The sequence below is a fragment of the Idiomarina zobellii genome, from assembly GCF_900100855.1.
GTDB classification, from domain to species: Bacteria; Pseudomonadota; Gammaproteobacteria; order Enterobacterales; family Alteromonadaceae; genus Idiomarina; species Idiomarina zobellii.
This window is the reverse complement of the sequence record NZ_FNCB01000007.1, coordinates 80,619-98,309: the sequence shown is the minus strand read 5'-3', so window position 1 is coordinate 98,309 and position 17,691 is coordinate 80,619. Positions and strand designations below refer to the sequence as shown.

The window sequence follows — 17,691 nt, the reverse complement described above, 5'->3', positions numbered from 1 at the left end:
CGTCTGATGTTTTTTAACCAGTTTCGGCTCAAATGAGCCGGCTCTGTCGCGGGGCGTATCTAATTCAAAGCTGCCGGCAGGACTCTTGACTGTTTTTGACGTCGAACCGTTCTTGCGGTTAGATTGCTCTTTATCACTGAGATGCTCTTCAAGCTCAGCCTGCATCGCGGCTTCGGTGAGTTGTTTAATAAGCGGTGTCAGGATGCCGTCTTTGCCGGTGAGGTCTTTGCCTTCACGCAACTGCTTTAAAGCGGCATCCATGTCGAAATTGGTTTTGGTCATATGTCATCTCTTTTTTGCTTAGTTTAACGAAATGACACAGAATTCTGAACACTACCCCTTTCGGGGCTCTTTGTATTTCTAATGGAAGTTATTGAGGAGCAGCTTCACTACTTGTTTCAGCGTTTAGCTCCTGGCGCACTTCTTTCACAATAGGACGGTTAATCCGTATCATCGCACGTAACTCTTCAATGTATTCAACACCACGTTCAGAATAACTTTCCAAACCGACAATTAAGTCATTTGCCGTTATATCTTCATTATCTAAACGCTTCTGCTCACGCAATAAACGTAAGTCTAAGTATGCACCGTGGGTATTAATGTTTCGCATATAGCTTTTTACGGACTCATTGACTGAGTCAAACTTAGCCACTTCATGACGGCCGTCTTCACTACGCCCGGTTGGCACAAGCCCACAACCTTTTACGTAACACCATTGACCAAATAAGTTAAGACCCATACGGGAAAAGCGCGAGGTTCCCCAACCCGATTCGTTAGCAGCCTGAACCAGCACCATCATTTCAGGAATGATGTCCATACGACGTTTCAACAAGCCGAATAAGTTGTCATCAATAGCTATGTCTTCTTCTAAACGATAATACTCGATCCACTCATCAATTTTTTGCTTATCGTCTGCGGTTAAGCGCCCTTCCTGAAAACGCCCATAAACGTCTTTTAGATAAGCTCGCTCATGCAATATGCGAATATTCTCCGCTTCAACCATAGGCAGCAAAAAGCGAAAAAACGCCTCTTTTTTCTCGGACACATCTGTCATTGCCGAAAACTCAGGCATGGTTGTTTTAATCTCGACATCCGGAATAGGCGGTAAGTGTGCAACGACCGAAGCGTCTTCCTTTTTAGGTGGCTCTTTTGGAATAAACCAAGGCGTTAATAGCGCCGCAACACATAAAATAATAAATAAAATTATCGTAGCTATTCGCATACTTTTCCTCAGGAAAATAATCTTAAATAGAAATATTGTCAGACGGCTCTGGTCTGCCTTTCTCTATAACTGTTACGCCAATAATCTCTTTATAGACCACACCTATCAGATTATAAATCATAGGCAGCATCCAAATAAGCCCTAAGCCGAATGGAATAATGGCCAAAAATAGTGCGCCCATAATAAGCAAGAACAGGACAATAAATTTAGGTAACTTGTAATGAGTAATACGAAAAGAATAGTACAACGCATTTAACGGACTGACACCTCGCTCAATAACAAGAGGCATGGCTAACGCAAGCACTACCGTTAAATACAAAGACCCGAGCAACCCTAAGTTCGGGTGCAGCTGTCCTAAAAGTAAGGTCAGAATAATATTTAAGACCGTTGCAATAAGTGACACCACAATAAGCGGCATTAAACGTTGAAACCCATCAAACACTTGAGTCGTTTTTGTTTTTATGTCGACGCTGTGTTTTATGCCCATCAACATAAGTCCACCGAGAAGTGGAGCGTTAATAACCGCTTGAATAATACTGGTTAAAAATTGCAGCTCTAGGGAGTTCTCAAAACTTTCCAGCGAGAAGAAATTAATCAGCACCAACACCATTAAAACGTTAATGCCAAATAGAATTAAAAAGCCGCCTAATAAAGAGCCAAGATGGTTCTTAGTAACATTAAAAGACTGCTCTATGACGCTTTTTAAAGAGAAGTCGTATTTGCCGGTCAAAGCATCGGTCAATGAGCCGCCTACTATTAGCTTGTTATCATTCACAAAAATTACCACACTTTAATTGCTGAGTCGGTTAAAATAGCGCCCGCTATACTAGAGCATCCACATCGACAATCCAATAATTTCGATAAACACTTAAGGAGTCTCATGCAGAAAAAACGTAAAGAACGTCCTGCGAACCCCAAGCTGGTTTTACTTAACAAACCTTACGGTGTTTTATCGCAATTTAGCGGCGAAGCAGACGATGATACCTTAAAAAACTATATTCCTCATAAAGACGTTTATCCTGCCGGGCGACTCGATAAAGACAGTGAAGGTTTGTTATTGCTGACCAATGACGGTGTGTATCAGGCACGGCTCGCGAACCCCAAGTATAAAGTATGGAAAACATACTGGGTTCAGGTAGAAGGTGAACCGACGGAAGAACAACTGGAGCAGCTACGTAACGGTGTCGAGCTCAAAGACGGAATGACGCGCCCTGCCGAAGCCTTTGTTATGCCCGAGCCCAATAACTTATGGCCCCGTAACCCGCCTATTAGAGAGCGAAAGTCTGTGCCCGACACCTGGCTTTGTATAAAGATACGTGAAGGCAAAAACAGGCAAGTTCGCCGTATGACAGCGCATGTTGGCCTACCAACGTTAAGACTGATAAGAGCTGCAGTCGGACCGTTTCAATTAAAAGGCCTGCAACCAGGACAATGGCGTGAAGAGCCACCAGTTTGGTAAACCTTTGACTACCGCTGTGACGGTGGAAATGATAGAATATGCGCCAATTTTAGTACGCCAAAACGTCCGAGCAAATTTATGAGTGATGCAGTAAAAAAAGTCATTGTCGGCATGTCCGGAGGGGTCGACTCCTCTGTCTCAGCTTATCTTCTAAAACAACAGGGCTACCATGTTGAGGGCCTGTTTATGAAAAACTGGGAAGAAGACGACACGGACGAGTATTGCGCGGCCGCCGATGATCTGGCTGACGCAGAAAAAGTTTGCGAAACCCTGGGTATTGAGCTTCACACCATTAACTTTGCTGCGGAATACTGGGATAACGTCTTTGAGTACTTTCTGGAAGAATACAAAGCCGGCCGTACTCCCAACCCGGACATCATGTGCAACAAAGAAATTAAGTTTAAAGCGTTTCTTGAGTTTGCTGCCGAAGCGCTGGGCGCCGATTATATCGCCACAGGCCACTATGTTCGCCGCCAATATGACGGCAAGAAGTGGCAAATGCTACGTGGGTTGGATAACAACAAAGATCAAAGCTATTTTCTCTATACGCTCAGTCATGAGCACATTGCCCAGACACTATTCCCCGTGGGGGAACTGGAAAAGCCAGAAGTTCGACGTATTGCCGAGGAACAAGGCTTAGTAACGGCGGATAAAAAAGACTCTACCGGTATTTGTTTTATTGGTGAACGTAAGTTTAAAGATTTTCTACAGCAGTATCTGCCGGCTAAACCTGGTGACATCGAAACCGTCGACGGTGATGTTCTTGGGCAACATGAAGGCTTGATGTACCACACGCTTGGTCAACGCAAAGGTTTACATATTGGTGGACTGGCTAACGCTTCTGACGACCCTTGGTATGTGGTCGATAAGGACGTTGAACGTAACGTACTGATTGTTGCACAAGGCAAGAACCACCCTCGCCTGTACTCTAAAGGTTTAATTGCCGGCCAGCTGCATTGGGTTAACCGGGAAACACCTGCGGAACCTTTCCGCTGTGCCGTAAAAACGCGTTATCGCCAGAGCGATATCGCCTGTCAGGTAACTCCATTAGACAATGGCGACGTCCATGTTGAGTTTGACGAGCCTGTTGCGGCAGTGACGCCAGGTCAGTCAGCCGTGTTTTATATTGATAACGTTTGCCTTGGTGGCGGCATTATCGAAAAGCGTCTGACCGACTTTGAGGTAAAACTATGAACGACTGGCAGCAGCGAGTTATTGCATTAGCCGGTATGTCATTAAGTGCCGCTGCGGTACAGAAAATAGCGCGCAGCGGCAGTTTATACCCAGAGTCCATTACCGACACATTAGTTCATAGTGTCTTACAGCAGTCGCCCGACTCCATCGAACAGGTTTACGGTGGGCTAGTAAATTTACAGCCCGGCTTACAAACATTTGTGCGCCAAATTGGCAGCAGCTCTCAGAAAGATGTTGAAGTCACACGCTATTTAATTGGAATGCTGCACCTTTCAAGACGCTTATTAAAAGAGCCGAAAGTACTGGACGAGCTGGGTCAGCGCATTTCTCAAATAAAGCGCCAAAAAGAAGAGTTTGGCTTTGAACAGTATCGTATTTTAGAAAGTATGGCTGGCGTATACCGTGAGTTAATAAGCCCATTAGGTCAGCCTATTCGAATAAACGGTAAACCAGAGGTGTTAAAGTCCGATGCTAACCAGCATCATATCCGTGCCCTGCTGCTTGCGGGAGTGCGCAGTGCCATACTCTGGAATCAAGTCGGCGGTAAGCGCCGCCATTTCATATTTTCAAGAAAGCAGATGCTGAAAGCCGCTCAGCAGCTCCTTCAAATTGCTTAATTAAACTCGGAGAACTTTGTATGTTGCCCTTATCTTCACTCACTGCGATATCCCCTGTTGACGGTCGATATGCTTCAAAAGCAGAAATGCTGCGCCCTATTTTTAGTGAATACGGCTTAATCAAGTTCCGAGTTACTGTTGAAGTGCGCTGGCTACAATTGTTAGCAACTGTTGATGGCATTAAAGAAGTTCCCGCATTAAGCGCCGACGCGAACGCGGTACTCGATGGTATTGTTGAAAACTTCTCTGTTGAAGATGCGGAGCGCATTAAAGAAATTGAAAGAACGACGAACCACGACGTTAAAGCGGTCGAGTACTTTTTAAAAGAGTCAGTGGCATCAAACGACGAACTCAATAATGTATCAGAGTTCATTCATTTTGCGTGCACCTCAGAAGATATCAACAACCTGTCACACGGCTTAATGCTGGCAACAGCGCGAGAAGACGTACTGTTGCCAATGATGACTCAACTGCTCGACGACGTGAAAGCTAAAGCTAAAGAGTACCGCGCTGTTCCAATGATGGCTCGTACCCATGGTCAACCGGCTACGCCAACAACAATGGGTAAAGAGTTTGCCAATGTTGCTGTTCGCTTAGAGCGTCAAATTGAGCAATTTAAAGCGGTTAACATTATGGGCAAAATAAATGGAGCGGTGGGTAACTACAACGCTCACCTTGCGGCCTATCCAAATGTTGACTGGCACGGCATTTCTGAGCGTTTTGTTGAGTCTTTAGGTCTGAACTGGAATGCATACACCACTCAAATCGAGCCGCACGATTACATTGCTGAGTATTTTGACGCCCTGTCACGCTTTAATACTGTACTTATCGATTTTGATCGCGATGTCTGGGGTTACATTGCTCTGAACCACTTCAAACAAAAAACGATTGAAGGCGAAGTCGGCTCTTCGACCATGCCTCACAAAGTTAACCCCATTGATTTTGAGAACTCAGAAGGCAACCTGGGTATAGCTAATAGCATTATGCAGCATTTGGCACAAAAACTGCCTATCTCCCGCTGGCAACGTGACCTTACGGACTCAACAGTATTGCGTAATCTGGGTGTTGGTTTAGCTTATGCGGTTATTGCTTATCAGGCGACTCAAAAAGGTCTCAGCAAGCTGGAAGTTAATGAAGCCAAACTAGCCGCCGAGTTGGATGACAACTGGGAGCTAATGGCGGAGCCGGTACAGACCGTGATGCGTCGCTACGGCGTCGAAAAACCTTATGAAAAACTCAAAGCGTTAACACGCGGTAAGCGCATTACCCCAGCTGACTTAAGTGACTTTATTGATGCGTTAAATATTCCTGACGCAGCAAAAGATGAAATGAAAGCGCTAAGTCCGGCAAACTACATTGGCCGTGCTATTCAGTTTGTTGATGATTTAGTATGACATTAAACCTCGATATAGCAGACTTTCTGGCGAATAGCTGGCAGAAAAAGCCTTGTTTAATTAGGCAAGGCTTTGCTGCATTTTCAGACCTTATTAGCCCTGAAATACTGGCGGGCTTAGCCATGGAAGAAGGTGCGGATTCCCGTATTGTGCAGACAAATGCCAATACCGATTCAGGCTGGCAGGTCATTCATGGTCCCTTCGAAGAATATGAATCATTTGGTGAGTCGGACTGGACGTTATTAGTTCAGTCCGTTAATGAGTGGGTGCCAGAAGTCGGCGAACTTCTGCAACCCTTTCGCTTCCTGCCAGACTGGCGTCTGGACGATGTCATGGTTAGCTTTTCCTGTGAAAACGGTGGTGTTGGTCCACATGTCGATCAATACGATGTTTTTATTATTCAGGGCACAGGTAAGCGACGCTGGCGCGTGGGCAACCGTCAACCGTTACAGGAGTTGCAACCCACTGAGGATCTTTGCTTAGTCAATAATGATTTTAACGTCGTTATTGACGAAGAACTCGAAAGCGGTGACGTGTTGTATATTCCGGCAGGCAGCCCACACGACGGCATAGCACTTGAGCCGTCGCTGAATTACTCCGTTGGCTTTAGAGCCCCTTCTCAAGCTGAGTTGCTGTGGCAACTGGGTGACAGCGCTATGGCTAATGACGTGCTAACCAAGCGCTACACAGATCCAGATAGCCAAGCCCCATCGTCTGGCTATGAGGTTACCGAACAACAGCTAGACGCCGTTAAGTCATTATTAATAGAAGCAATATCATCGGACGAGTCCAGTGACCTGATTGCCCGGTTACTATCGCAATCGAAGCGTCCTTTGGTAGAGCCAGAGTTACCTGTAACAGCAGAGCAAATACCTGCAATGCTCGAGCAAGGCGCTGCTTTTATTGAACGCGCTCCCGGTGCCCGATTACTGCGCTTAAATAATGACACTTTTTATTTAAACGGTGAAAAACTCGAGGTGCCTGAAGCGGCACAGCAAGCCGCTACGCAACTGGCTAAAATGCACGGCAGCGCTCATGTTACAGAGCTGAAAGCCACCTTCTCAACGCCGGAAAGCCAGGCAGTTCTGGCCGAGGTCATTAACCTGGGTGGTTACTATTTCTTCATTGATGAAGCACCTGAATAATTCTGTAAAGAGAAGTTGATAAACACCTGTTTGAATACGCGTATTTATTGATTTTATTCAGTAGCGAACGGTTGCCCTACGTGGTAATGTTCGCGCAATTTTTTAAGCAATAAGGAATTGAAATTCATGTCTCTATTCGAGCATCCTGAATTTGATAATCACGAGCAAGTTGTATTCTGTCACGACCAAGAGTCTGGCTTGAAAGCTATTATTGCCATTCATGATACAACCTTAGGCCCAAGCCTTGGTGGTACACGCCTTTGGAATTACAGCTCGTCAGGTGAAGCTTTAACTGACGTACTACGTCTGTCTCGTGGCATGACCTATAAAAGTGCAATGGCAGGCCTGCCTTTAGGTGGCGGTAAAGCGGTTATCATTGGCGACGCAAAAAAAATTAAAAGCGTAGAGCTATTCCGTGCTTATGGGCGCTTCATCGAGTCGTTAAGTGGTCGTTACATTACCGCAGAAGACGTCAACATCCGTACTGAAGACATAGACATCGTTGCAAAAGAAACCAGCCACGTAGCAGGTACTGCTGACAAGGCCGGCGACCCTTCTCCACACACAGCTTTGGGTACTTACCTGGGCTTAAAAGCGGCAGCAAAACACCGTTTAGGCAGCGAAGACTTAAAAGGCGTAAAAATTGCTGTGCAAGGTTTAGGCTCGGTCGGTTATGACTTTGCTAAGTACTGTGCAGAAGACGGCGCTGAGCTTATCGTTACCGATATAAACGAAGAGTCTGTTGAGCGTGCAGTTAACGAGTTAGGCGCGAAAGCCGTTGGTTTGGATGAAATATACAGCGTTGATGCTGATATTTACGCACCTTGTGCATTAGGCGCAACCATTAACGATGAAACACTGAAGCAACTTAAGGTGAAAGTTATTGCCGGCAGCGCTAACAACCAATTAGCAAATCCTAAGCATGATCAGGCAGTCAAAGACATGGGCATTTTGTATGCACCAGACTATGTCATTAATGCTGGCGGTGTTATTCATGTCTGCTCTGAAGCGGCAAACATGAGCTTAGAAGAAACGGATAAGCGTGTTCGCGCTATTCACGACACGCTAGACAAGCTGTTTTCACGAGCTAAAGAAGAAGACCGCCCAACCGGCGTTATTGCTGATGAAATGGCAAGAGAGATCATCGCCAAAGGTAAGCAGTAAAACCTATAAAAAAGCCTGGTGATTAAACCAGGCTTTGTAAGATAACTTCAAGCGGGTGTTTCACCCGCTTTTTTTCTACCCGCTTAACTTGCGAGCGGCAGGAGAACCCCGTTACCAAAACTCCTGAACTACCGTAACGTTGAACAGCGTCGTGCCAACCCATGTGATACAAGCCCATACTGTCATCCAGGTTTTTAACCTCATGACCAAAAGTACCTGCCATACCACAGCAACCAACATTAACAATATCCAGAGTGAGGCCCAGCTTAGCGAACAGCGTTTGCCATTGTTTCGCTGACTCAGGAACAAAGCTTTGTTCAGTACAGTGCAGCAGCAGCCCATAATGACTTGATCGCTTTTGATCGTGCGACTCAAAGTCCACAGACATAAGCCACTCAATCACGGTGCTGACATTGACTGATGGTAATTCGCCATTACAGGCCTTTCGATATTCATCCCTAAAAATCAGTGCTGTCGACGAATCGGGGCCAATTAAAGGAATACCCGCCTCTGAAAGCGGTTGTAACTGTTCAGTGACCTTGCGCGCGGTTTCATCAAAGTCTTTTAAAAAGCCTTTCACATGTTGCGCTTTACCATGCCCTGCAAAAGGCAGTAGTACTGGTCTATAACCCAACTTCGATACCAAGTGACCCAAAGCTAAAACAAACTCAGCTTCGTAAAAACTGGTAAATGGATCCTGAACAATAACAACAGTCTTGCTTATTTCCGTTTCACTTAACGCCAGAATATCGCCGGTATCTAAAATATCGAAGCCGTTTTGGCTCCACCCCGTTAGTAAGTCCGGCGTCGAGAAGCTCGGCGTATCAACATAACCCACAATATGTTTAAGCACCCAGCGAGAAACGGGGTTATTAATCAGCACATTACTGGCTGTTGGGTAGCGGCTGGCTATGCGTCCGGTTTTCTCGACGTTCTTGACCAGGTAGTCTTTTAATGGACGGAAATAGCGGCTGTAGTAATGTTCATAAAAACGCGCCCGAAACGTCGGCACATCGACCTTGACCGGACACTGATTGGTACACGCCTTACAGGCTAAGCACTTATCCATGGAGTCTTTCACTTCATGGTTAAAGTCATCCGATGTCTTAAGTTGACGTGAAAGCTTCTCAAAAAAGTGGCTTCGCTGAGGGGATTGCGCTGCATCGTAGCCTTCTTTCTGAGTCAGTCGTAACCATTCGCGCACGAGACCCGCCCGACCTTTCGGAGAATATCGTCTATCGCGAGTGACTTTATAAGACGGACACATAGCCGACGACGTGTCATAGTTAAAACACAAGCCGTTACCGTTACAATCCATTGCGTTTTGGTAGCTCTCGCGCGTAGCTACGGGGATTTGCCGGTCATAGTAGCCACGCTTTATTGCGTCGACAGAAACCAGCTCTGCTTCCGTATTTAGTGGTGTACAGATCTTACCGGGGTTCAACTGGTTACAAGCATCAAAGCTGGCTTTTATTTTTTGTAGCTCTTTGTAGAGATCGTCACCGAAGAACTTAGGGGCATACTCCGAGCGGTAGCCTTTGCCATGCTCTCCCCACATCAAACCGCCATACTTTTGCGTCAGCTTAGCGACTTCATCACTGACCTCACGCAGTAAACTCTCATCAGCAGGCTCGGTTAAATCGAGTGCCGGACGAACATGCAGGACTCCGGCATCAGCGTGGCCAAACATGCCATAATCCAAACCTTTGCTATCGAGTAATGCCCGGAATTCATTAATAAATGGCGCCAGTTTTTCAGGCGGCACGGCTGTGTCTTCGGCAAAAGCGACCGGCTTGCGGCGTCCTTTTGTTGCGCCCAGTAAACCAACTGACTTTTTACGCATTGCGTAAATCAGTTGTATGCTCGGCAAGTCATCACAAATTTGATAGCCAATAACGCCCTGATTGTCTTTACTCTTAATGAGTTTATCCAAACGCTGACAAAGCGTATTGACCTTAGTATCTATGTCATCTTGGTCAAGTCCGGTAAACTCGACCATATTAATGCCGTCCATGCGCTTGCCTTCAACGTCTTCAAGCAAGTGTGACACAGACTTCCAGATGATATCTTCCCGCGCAAGGTTCAGCACCTTACTGTCAACAGTTTCGACCGACGTCGCATTTGCCTCCACCAGGAATGGTGCATTCTCTAAAGCCGCCTGAAAGTTTGAGTATTTAACGTTAACCAGCACGCGGTGTTTGGGAATTGGCGTAATGTTCAGCCGGGCTTCGCTGACAAAGCCTAACGTTCCTTCTGAACCGGCAATAATTCTCGAAACATCAACAACCTGCTCTTGGGGGTCATAAGCGTGCTTCAGGTCATAGCCCGTTAAAAAGCGATTCAATGGCGGGAATTTATCGGCAATTAAGTGCTCTTCACCAACGCAGGTGTCTATAACCTGACGGTAAATTTTTGCTACCCTGTCACTACCTTGAGCAATGGTTTCAGCCTGCTCAAGAGACACCGGACCACTGTCCAGAACCTTTCCGTCAAGCAATACGGTTTTAAGCTCGAGAATATGGTCGCTGGTTTTTCCGTAAACCAAAGAGCCCTGCCCGGAAGCATCGGTGTTAATCATGCCCCCCAGTGTTGCCCTATTACTGGTTGATAAGTCAGGCGAGAAGAAATAGCCATGCGGGCGCAACGCATCGTTTAACTGGTCTTTTACCACTCCGGACTGCACGCGAACCCAGCCCTCTTCTGCATTCACTTCCAATACTTTATTCATGTGTCGACTCATGTCGACCACAATGCCGGAGGTTAATGACTGACCATTGGTGCCAGTGCCACCGCCTCGGGGAGAAAATTGAATATCAGAAAACTCATCCTGGCCGGCTAATTTCATCACCAGAACAAGATCAGATTGCTTTTGAGGGTATAAAACTGCCTGAGGTAACTGTTGATAAACGCTGTTATCGGTAGCGGCAATAAGCCGCCCCGAATAACTCACATCTATTTCGCCGGAGAATCCAGAGTCTTTTAATGACTTTAAAAAACTCTGGTAGTTTTCCGGTAACGCACTTTCCGCTGAAACTTTCGGTAATGCGGTCATACTTATAGGTGTTCCGACAAATACATCCAGGTTTCAATAACGGTGTCAGGGTTCAGTGACACAGAGTCAATGCCCTGCTCAACCAACCAAGCGGCAAAATCGGGATGATCCGACGGCCCCTGACCACAAATTCCAACGTATTTACCACGTTTCTTAGCCGTTTGAATGGCCATAGCAAGCAGTTTTTTAACGGCTTCATTGCGTTCATCAAATAAATGCGCAATCACACCGGAGTCACGATCAAGCCCCAGGGTTAACTGAGTTAAGTCGTTAGAACCAATAGAGAAACCATCGAATATATCGAGGAATTCGTCAGCGAGCAGTGCATTCGACGGCAACTCACACATCATAATGACGCGCAGACCGTTTTCGCCTTGTTTTAAACCCTGCTCTTCCAGAAGCTCAATAACTTTGCGACCTTCTTCAAGAGTTCGCACGAACGGAATCATAATTTCGACGTTGGTCAGTCCCATGTCGTTACGAACCCGTTTAATGGCTTCGCACTCTAATGCAAAGCAGTCACGGAATTCTTCAGAGATATAGCGGGAAGCACCGCGGAACCCAAGCATAGGGTTCTCTTCGCCCGGTTCGTACTGACTACCGCCAATAAGGTTAGCGTATTCGTTAGACTTAAAGTCAGACATACGAACAATGACTCGTTCGGGTGAGAAAGCAGCACCTAAGGTGGCAATACCTTCTGCCAAACGCGCAACATAGTATTCGCGTGGACTGCTGTAGCCAGCCATCATTTGGTCGATAGTCGCTTTCAGGTCATCACTTTGTGCGTCATAGTTGAGCAGTGCTTTCGGGTGCACGCCTATCATGCGGTTAATAATGAACTCTAAACGCGCTAAGCCAATACCCGCATGAGGCAAACTGGCAAAATCAAACGCGCGGTCGGGGTTGCCAACGTTCATCATAATTTTTAGCGGCAACGGAGGCATAGCATCAATCCGTGACTCGGTGACGTCAAAATCAAGCTGTCCCTGATAGATATAACCGGTATCACCTTCTGCACAAGAAACGGTAACTTCCTGACCATTCGCAATATGATCTGTTGCATCGCCACAACCTACGACCGCCGGAATGCCTAACTCACGCGCAATGATAGCCGCGTGACAAGTACGACCACCGCGGTTAGTAACAATGGCAGCGGCGCGTTTCATAATCGGTTCCCAGTCAGGGTCAGTCATGTCGGTCACTAACACATCACCCGGCTGAACCTTGTCCATTTCACTAATATCATTGAGAACGCGTGCAACACCACGACCAATACGCTGACCAATAGCACGACCCTGACAAACTACGTCACTCTTGCTTTTCAGAGCAAAACGCTCAATAGCCTGGCCTTTCTGGTTAGACTGCACCGTTTCAGGACGTGCCTGAACAATATACAGCTTTCCATCAACGCCATCTTTTGCCCACTCTATGTCCATTGAACGGCCATAGTGCTTTTCAATGATAAGCGCCTGTTTGGCCAGAGCTTCAACTTCGTCGTCAGTAATTGAGAACGTGCGGCTTTTCTGTGTGTCGATGTCTTCAATTAATGTCTGCTTACCGTGCGCGCGGTCTTCTGAGAAAATCATCTGGATTTTCTTGCTGCCTAGTGTGCGTCGCAATACCGACGGGCGCCCTGCTTCTAACGTTGGCTTATGAACATAGAATTCATCAGGGTTTACAGCGCCTTGCACGACCATTTCCCCAAGTCCAAAAGACGAGGTGATGAAGACAACATCTTCGAAACCTGACTCGGTATCAATACTGAACATAACGCCCGAGGAAGAAATATCACTACGCACCATACGCTGAATGCCCGCCGAAAGCGCAACACCACGGTGGTCATAGCCCTGGTGAACTCGGTAAGAAATTGCCCGGTCGTTAAATAATGAAGCGAAGACATGTTTAATGGCTTCCATCACATTGTCTAAGCCACGAACGTTCAGGAATGTTTCCTGCTGTCCGGCAAATGATGCATCAGGCATGTCTTCAGCCGTCGCTGAGCTACGTACAGCGAAACTAAATTCGTCGTTGTTTTCGCTCAGTGTTTCAAATGCTGATTTAATGGCATTTTCAAACTCGCTCTGGAATGGTGTGTCGATTATCCATTGGCGAATTTTTTGACCCGCCTGAGCAAGCGCTTGAACATCATCGACATCGAGGCTGTCGAGCAAATCGTGAATGCGATCGTTAAGACCACTTTGCTCCAAAAACTGATTATAAGCTTCGGCTGTGGTTGCAAAACCTCCGGGAACTTCAACACCGGCGCCCGATAAGTTGCTGATCATTTCACCCAGAGAGGCGTTTTTGCCTCCCACACGATTAACGTCCTGCATTCCCAGATCTTGGTACCACGCTACGTATTCTTGCACGTCACAGTCCTCAATTAATTTTTTAGGCATGGAAGTGCCGGTTATTTTACACTTTATAGCTCAACAAGTTAATATCGCTGTATTAATCCTTTGTAAAAGAGACTTAACGTGCGCTACGCCTTTTATATTTCTGACGGTACGGCACTGACCGCCGAGGCCTTTGGCCATGCCTTGCTTTCTATGTTTCCGGTCACCTTTGAGCATAAAACCCTGCCATTTATTGATACCGAAAAAAAAGCAGAAGATGTCTGTAAAACCATTCAAAAAGCACAAGAAGAAAGTGGCGAGCCACCACTTATCTTTCATACGTTTGTTAACGAGTCTCTAAAATCAAAAATAACCCACTGTGGTGGTGTTTGCTATGATTTCCTCGACCACTTTGTGGCTCCCGTTGAGAAAGAGCTTAACGTTAAAGCTGAGCCGAAGACCCACCGTACTCACGGTGTCCATAAGAATTATAACTTCCGAATAGATGCCATTAACTATGCGCTGGATAACGACGACGGTAAGCGTCTTAACCAACTCGATAAAGCCGATCTTATTCTGGTAGGTGTATCGAGAACCGGAAAAACACCAACCAGCCTCTATTTGGCGATGCAATACGGCATTAAAGTGGCTAACTACCCTCTTACGGACGATGACGACTTTGAGCGGCTGCAATTGCCAAAAGAACTCAAAATGCACCGTCACAAAATTTTTGGCTTAACGCTTAGCTCTCAGCGCTTGCATGAAATACGCAGTCAACGCCGGGAAGGTAGTCGTTATGCGTCGTTAGCACAGTGTCGATTTGAATTAGCCGAGGTTGAAAAGCTGTACCGCCGGGAAGCAATACCTTTTATCAATTCAACGCATTATTCGGTCGAAGAAATTGCTGCGAAGATTCTTGCGAAGACCAACTTAGAACGGCACCGCTATTAGTGCCGTTCCGTTATTAACGCTTATTTTGCGCTTATTTTGCGTTAGTACTTTCAAAGATTTTGTCTGCAGACGCCGCAACAAAACCGGTGTAGAGCTTACCAGGTTCTATTTCATAGCGTTTCGCAAACTCATAGAAACAGCTGGGAATGCTGACCGTTTTATCAGAGAACTCAACATCATGGCGGTCAGCCATAGTCGATGACTGCTCAAGATAGACCTCAGGAGACCCTTTGATTTCACCACCAGAGGTGTTCAGGGTAAAGCCGTTGTCTTTTAGCTTCTGATTAACCTGTTCCAGTGACTCATAGCCCGGAAGTTGGTTAACGCTGACAGTAAAGTGGTTTGCGCAATAGCCGAACGCCGACATCCAAGCAGCGTATTCACTTTCTTCTAACAGCGCCTGATAGTCTTCATGGCTGACTTTCCAGTGGGTTCCTGAGTACAAAAAGTCAGGTTTCTTAGTGTCTTCTTCAGAGACTTGCGCAACCATATCCTTCACTTTAGCTTGCAACTCGTCAGAAAACTCGCTGGTCATTAACTCACTAATAAAGACTTTTGGCAGCTCAGGGTCGTCATGTTCAAAATGTTTAGCGCGAAGCTTTTTCGCTTCAAAGTGATAATCGCCGCCTTCCTTGTAACCTAAATTAAGAAAGTGCTGTGCCAGAACTTCTAAACCAACCGGAGCAATATCGAATGTTCTGAAAGCCACGTGATCGTTAATGATCGGGTGTCCTTCACCCAGTATTTTGTGAACTTTTTCTGCCGACGGCGTGCGCGATAAGTAATCTTGCCACAAATTCTCAAATAACTGCTCTACCTGCTGTGACATACAACGGTTGTCCTCTTATAGATTCAATGAAATAGAAAATTTAGCCTTCGCCATTGCGGGCTGCTTTCAGCGATTCGGCCACTAAGAATGCCAATTCTAACACTTGATCGGCATTAAGTCGTGGATCGCACTGCGTGCGGTAGCGGCTCGATAAGTCTTCTTCGCTGATTTTATAGGCGCCACCAGTGCACTCAGTTACGTCTTCCCCGGTCATTTCCAGGTGAATCCCGCCAGGATACGTACCCTCAGACTGATGAATGGCGAAGAACTGTCTCAGTTCCTTATGAATGGCGTCGAACGATCGCGTTTTCAAGCCATTATCGGCTTTTATGGTGTTGCCATGCATTGGGTCACTGGACCATATAACATTGCGACCCTCTTCTTTTACCCGGCGCACCAGGCGTGGCATGTTTTCTGCCAGGTTGTCTGCGCCCATTCGAGTAATGAGTGTTAAGCGCCCTGCTTCATTATCCGGATTAAGCGCATCGATAAGGCGAATAAGCTCGTCCTCCGGCATTTTCGAACCTACCTTCACACCAATTGGGTTATTAATGCCGCGCATAAACTCGACATGAGCATGGTCCAATTGGCGCGTACGTTCCCCTATCCAAACCATGTGTGCCGAACAGTCGTAAGGTAAGCCTGTAAGAGTGTCGGTACGTGTTAAGGCTTGCTCGTATGGCAGTAATAAGGCTTCGTGCGACGTAAACAGCGATGTTTCATGAATGGTTGCATTGTTATCGGCATTAATACCAAGCACTTCCATAAAGCGCAGCGCTGATTGTATTTCTTCCGCAATTTGCTGATAACGTTCTTTCAGCGGGTTTGAAGCTATGAAGCTTAAGTTCCACTTGTGAACCTTATGCAGGTTTGCCAAACCGCCCTGCGCAAAGGCTCGCAGTAGGTTTAAGGTTGCCGCCGAGTGATGATACGCCTTAAGCATGCGCTCAGGGTCTGGTTCACGGGATGCTTGGTTAAAATCAGAGCCATTAATAATATCACCGCGATAACTTGGCAGGCTGACACCATCAATCGATTCGAAGTCGCTTGAACGAGGCTTGGCATATTGCCCCGCCATTCTTGCAACTTTGGTCACCGGACATGAGCCTGCAAAAGTCATAACAATGGCCATTTGCAGAATGACTTTAAAGGTGTCTCTTATTTTAGGGGCATTAAAATCACTAAAGGACTCGGCACAGTCACCGCCTTGCAACAAAAAACCATTGCCCTGACAAACATCGCTGAGCTGATTTCTTAGTGCCCGAATCTCTTCTGCAAAGACTAACGGTGGGAACTGACTTAATTGCCTCTCGACATCATGCAGCTGCTGTTCGTTTTGATAGCTGGGTTGTTGTTGAATTGGCTTATCGCGCCAGCTGCGCGCACTCCACTGTGCCATAAAATTAACTTCCGATTTTTTTGCTCTGTAAGAGGTACGAATGTACGGTGTCCGCCGCTGAAAAGCAACGACTAACGCCGTTGCTCCAGCGCATGAATACGCTCTTCTAAAGGCGGATGGCTCATAAATAATTTTCCAATAGTCGAACGTTTACCTTTGATGCCAAAAGCCAACATGGTGCCGTCCAGCTCAGACTCGCGACCTCGCTGCAAACGGCGTAATGCGGCAATCATTTTCTGCTTACCCGCTAAGTCTGCGGAGCCTGCGTCGGCTCTGAACTCACGCTGACGCGAGAACCACATCACAATCACGCTGGCCAGAATACCAAAAACAACTTCCAGCAACATGACTAAGCCATAATAAGCCAGGCCACCACGCTGATTATCACCTCGCGCGATTGCACTGGCGATAATGCGGGCAAAAAACATTACAAAGGTATTCACCACACCTTGAATTAAGGTCAGTGTGACCATGTCGCCATTAGCGATGTGGCTGACTTCGTGCGCCAGCACAGCTTCCACTTCGTCTGCGTTCATGCTTTGTAAAAGACCGGTACTTACCGCAACCAATGAATGGTTCTTGCTGCGCCCGGTCGCAAAGGCATTAGGCGATGGAGACTGGTAAACCGCTACTTGTGGCATCGGTATGCCTGCTTTTTGTGCTTGCTGCTGAACTGTTCTTATCAGCCATTCTTCTGACTGGTTCTGAGGCTGCTCAATTACCCGCGCTCTGGTTGAACGGATAGCCATCCAGCGCGAGATCCACAGTGAGACAAATGCACCACCAAATCCAAACAATGCACAGAAAATCAACAGCCCAGCAGACCCACGAGCATCGATTCCGGTCGCCGCAATGACAATATTAAAAACAACGCTAACAACCAATAAAATAGCTATGTTAGTTGCTAAAAACAGCAGGATTCTTTTCAT

15 protein-coding genes are annotated in these 17,691 nt (G+C 46.6%); 7 read left to right on the top strand and 8 right to left on the bottom strand.

Annotation, left to right across the window (positions count from 1 at the left end; genetic code table 11):
* From BLT32_RS08070 to BLT32_RS08060, 3 genes are all read right to left on the bottom strand, one after another.
* Positions 1 to 282, bottom strand: a 282-nt coding sequence (locus BLT32_RS08070) for a transposase (RefSeq protein WP_176764950.1), incomplete at its 3' end; no start/stop codon positions are given.
* Between the two features lie 88 nt (positions 283 to 370).
* Entirely contained in the window at positions 371 to 1,222 is an 852-nt protein-coding gene (locus BLT32_RS08065) for a glucosaminidase domain-containing protein (RefSeq protein ID WP_053953761.1), read from the bottom strand.
* Positions 1,223 to 1,244: 22 nt separating this feature from the next.
* Entirely contained in the window at positions 1,245 to 1,997 is a 753-nt protein-coding gene (locus tag BLT32_RS08060; protein WP_053953846.1) for a DUF2189 domain-containing protein, read from the bottom strand.
* A 105-nt stretch (positions 1,998 to 2,102) separates the two neighbouring features.
* Here BLT32_RS08060 and BLT32_RS08055 point away from each other — a divergent pair, with 105 nt between their 5' ends.
* The 6 genes from BLT32_RS08055 to BLT32_RS08030 all read left to right on the top strand — a co-directional run bounded on the left by BLT32_RS08055 (position 2,103) and on the right by BLT32_RS08030 (position 8,195).
* The gene (locus BLT32_RS08055; RefSeq protein WP_053953762.1) at positions 2,103 to 2,681 is read left to right on the top strand and encodes a pseudouridine synthase; all 579 of its coding nucleotides are present in this window, start codon (positions 2,103 to 2,105) and stop codon (positions 2,679 to 2,681) included.
* Positions 2,682 to 2,759: 78 nt separating this feature from the next.
* Positions 2,760 to 3,875 (top strand): tRNA 2-thiouridine(34) synthase MnmA, encoded by a 1,116-nt coding sequence (gene mnmA / locus BLT32_RS08050; protein ID WP_053953763.1) that lies wholly within the window; start codon positions 2,760 to 2,762, stop codon positions 3,873 to 3,875.
* Positions 3,872 to 4,492 (top strand): high frequency lysogenization protein HflD, encoded by a 621-nt coding sequence (gene hflD, locus BLT32_RS08045; RefSeq protein ID WP_053953764.1) that lies wholly within the window; start codon positions 3,872 to 3,874, stop codon positions 4,490 to 4,492. The genes mnmA and hflD overlap by 4 nt, the downstream gene beginning before the upstream one ends.
* A gap of 23 nt (positions 4,493 to 4,515) precedes the next feature.
* Entirely contained in the window at positions 4,516 to 5,886 is a 1,371-nt protein-coding gene (gene purB, locus BLT32_RS08040) for an adenylosuccinate lyase (protein ID WP_053953847.1), read from the top strand.
* A complete protein-coding gene (locus BLT32_RS08035; protein WP_053953765.1) occupies positions 5,883 to 7,031 on the top strand; it encodes a cupin domain-containing protein in 1,149 nt (382 codons plus the stop codon). Before purB ends, BLT32_RS08035 begins: the two co-directional genes overlap by 4 nt.
* A 126-nt stretch (positions 7,032 to 7,157) precedes the next feature.
* Positions 7,158 to 8,195 carry a Glu/Leu/Phe/Val dehydrogenase dimerization domain-containing protein gene (locus BLT32_RS08030; protein WP_053953766.1) on the top strand — a complete coding sequence of 346 codons (1,038 nt, stop codon included), beginning with the start codon at positions 7,158 to 7,160 and terminating at the stop codon, positions 8,193 to 8,195.
* A gap of 22 nt (positions 8,196 to 8,217) precedes the next feature.
* On the opposite strand, the gene ydiJ is transcribed toward BLT32_RS08030, so the two are convergent.
* The gene (ydiJ, locus tag BLT32_RS08025) at positions 8,218 to 11,247 is read right to left on the bottom strand and encodes a D-2-hydroxyglutarate dehydrogenase YdiJ (RefSeq protein WP_053953767.1); all 3,030 of its coding nucleotides are present in this window, start codon (positions 11,245 to 11,247) and stop codon (positions 8,218 to 8,220) included.
* Between the two features lie 2 nt (positions 11,248 to 11,249).
* Positions 11,250 to 13,616 carry a phosphoenolpyruvate synthase gene (gene ppsA, locus BLT32_RS08020; protein WP_053953848.1) on the bottom strand — a complete coding sequence of 789 codons (2,367 nt, stop codon included), beginning with the start codon at positions 13,614 to 13,616 and terminating at the stop codon, positions 11,250 to 11,252.
* A 108-nt stretch (positions 13,617 to 13,724) separates the two neighbouring features.
* Between ppsA and ppsR the strand changes: the two genes are divergently transcribed.
* Complete coding sequence (ppsR, locus tag BLT32_RS08015) at positions 13,725 to 14,534, top strand: posphoenolpyruvate synthetase regulatory kinase/phosphorylase PpsR (RefSeq protein WP_053953768.1); 810 nt, start codon at positions 13,725 to 13,727, stop codon at positions 14,532 to 14,534.
* A gap of 31 nt (positions 14,535 to 14,565) precedes the next feature.
* Here the strand turns inward: ppsR and BLT32_RS08010 are convergent, their stop codons facing one another.
* The 3 genes from BLT32_RS08010 to htpX form a co-directional block, all read right to left on the bottom strand.
* On the bottom strand, positions 14,566 to 15,363 hold the full coding sequence (locus BLT32_RS08010; RefSeq protein WP_053953769.1) for a DUF1338 domain-containing protein: 798 nt from the start codon (positions 15,361 to 15,363) through the stop codon (positions 14,566 to 14,568).
* 40 nt (positions 15,364 to 15,403) lie between these two features.
* A complete protein-coding gene (locus tag BLT32_RS08005) occupies positions 15,404 to 16,762 on the bottom strand; it encodes a class II 3-deoxy-7-phosphoheptulonate synthase (protein ID WP_053953770.1) in 1,359 nt (452 codons plus the stop codon).
* Positions 16,763 to 16,833: 71 nt separating this feature from the next.
* Positions 16,834 to 17,691 carry a protease HtpX gene (gene htpX / locus BLT32_RS08000; RefSeq protein WP_053953771.1) on the bottom strand — a complete coding sequence of 286 codons (858 nt, stop codon included), beginning with the start codon at positions 17,689 to 17,691 and terminating at the stop codon, positions 16,834 to 16,836.

What these genes read in the sequence shown, in the direction of transcription:
- BLT32_RS08055 (WP_053953762.1), top strand. Translation starts at nt 2,103, where the DNA reads ATGCAGAAAAAACGTAAAGAACGTCCTGCGAACCCCAAGCTGGTTTTA.
- BLT32_RS08065 (WP_053953761.1), bottom strand. Translation starts at nt 1,222, where the DNA reads ATGCGAATAGCTACGATAATTTTATTTATTATTTTATGTGTTGCGGCG.
- BLT32_RS08010 (WP_053953769.1), bottom strand. Translation starts at nt 15,363, where the DNA reads ATGTCACAGCAGGTAGAGCAGTTATTTGAGAATTTGTGGCAAGATTAC.
- BLT32_RS08005 (WP_053953770.1), bottom strand. Translation starts at nt 16,762, where the DNA reads ATGGCACAGTGGAGTGCGCGCAGCTGGCGCGATAAGCCAATTCAACAA.
- BLT32_RS08035 (WP_053953765.1), top strand. Translation starts at nt 5,883, where the DNA reads ATGACATTAAACCTCGATATAGCAGACTTTCTGGCGAATAGCTGGCAG.
- BLT32_RS08030 (WP_053953766.1), top strand. Translation starts at nt 7,158, where the DNA reads ATGTCTCTATTCGAGCATCCTGAATTTGATAATCACGAGCAAGTTGTA.
- mnmA (WP_053953763.1), top strand. Translation starts at nt 2,760, where the DNA reads ATGAGTGATGCAGTAAAAAAAGTCATTGTCGGCATGTCCGGAGGGGTC.
- htpX (WP_053953771.1), bottom strand. Translation starts at nt 17,691, where the DNA reads ATGAAAAGAATCCTGCTGTTTTTAGCAACTAACATAGCTATTTTATTG.
- hflD (WP_053953764.1), top strand. Translation starts at nt 3,872, where the DNA reads ATGAACGACTGGCAGCAGCGAGTTATTGCATTAGCCGGTATGTCATTA.
- ydiJ (WP_053953767.1), bottom strand. Translation starts at nt 11,247, where the DNA reads ATGACCGCATTACCGAAAGTTTCAGCGGAAAGTGCGTTACCGGAAAAC.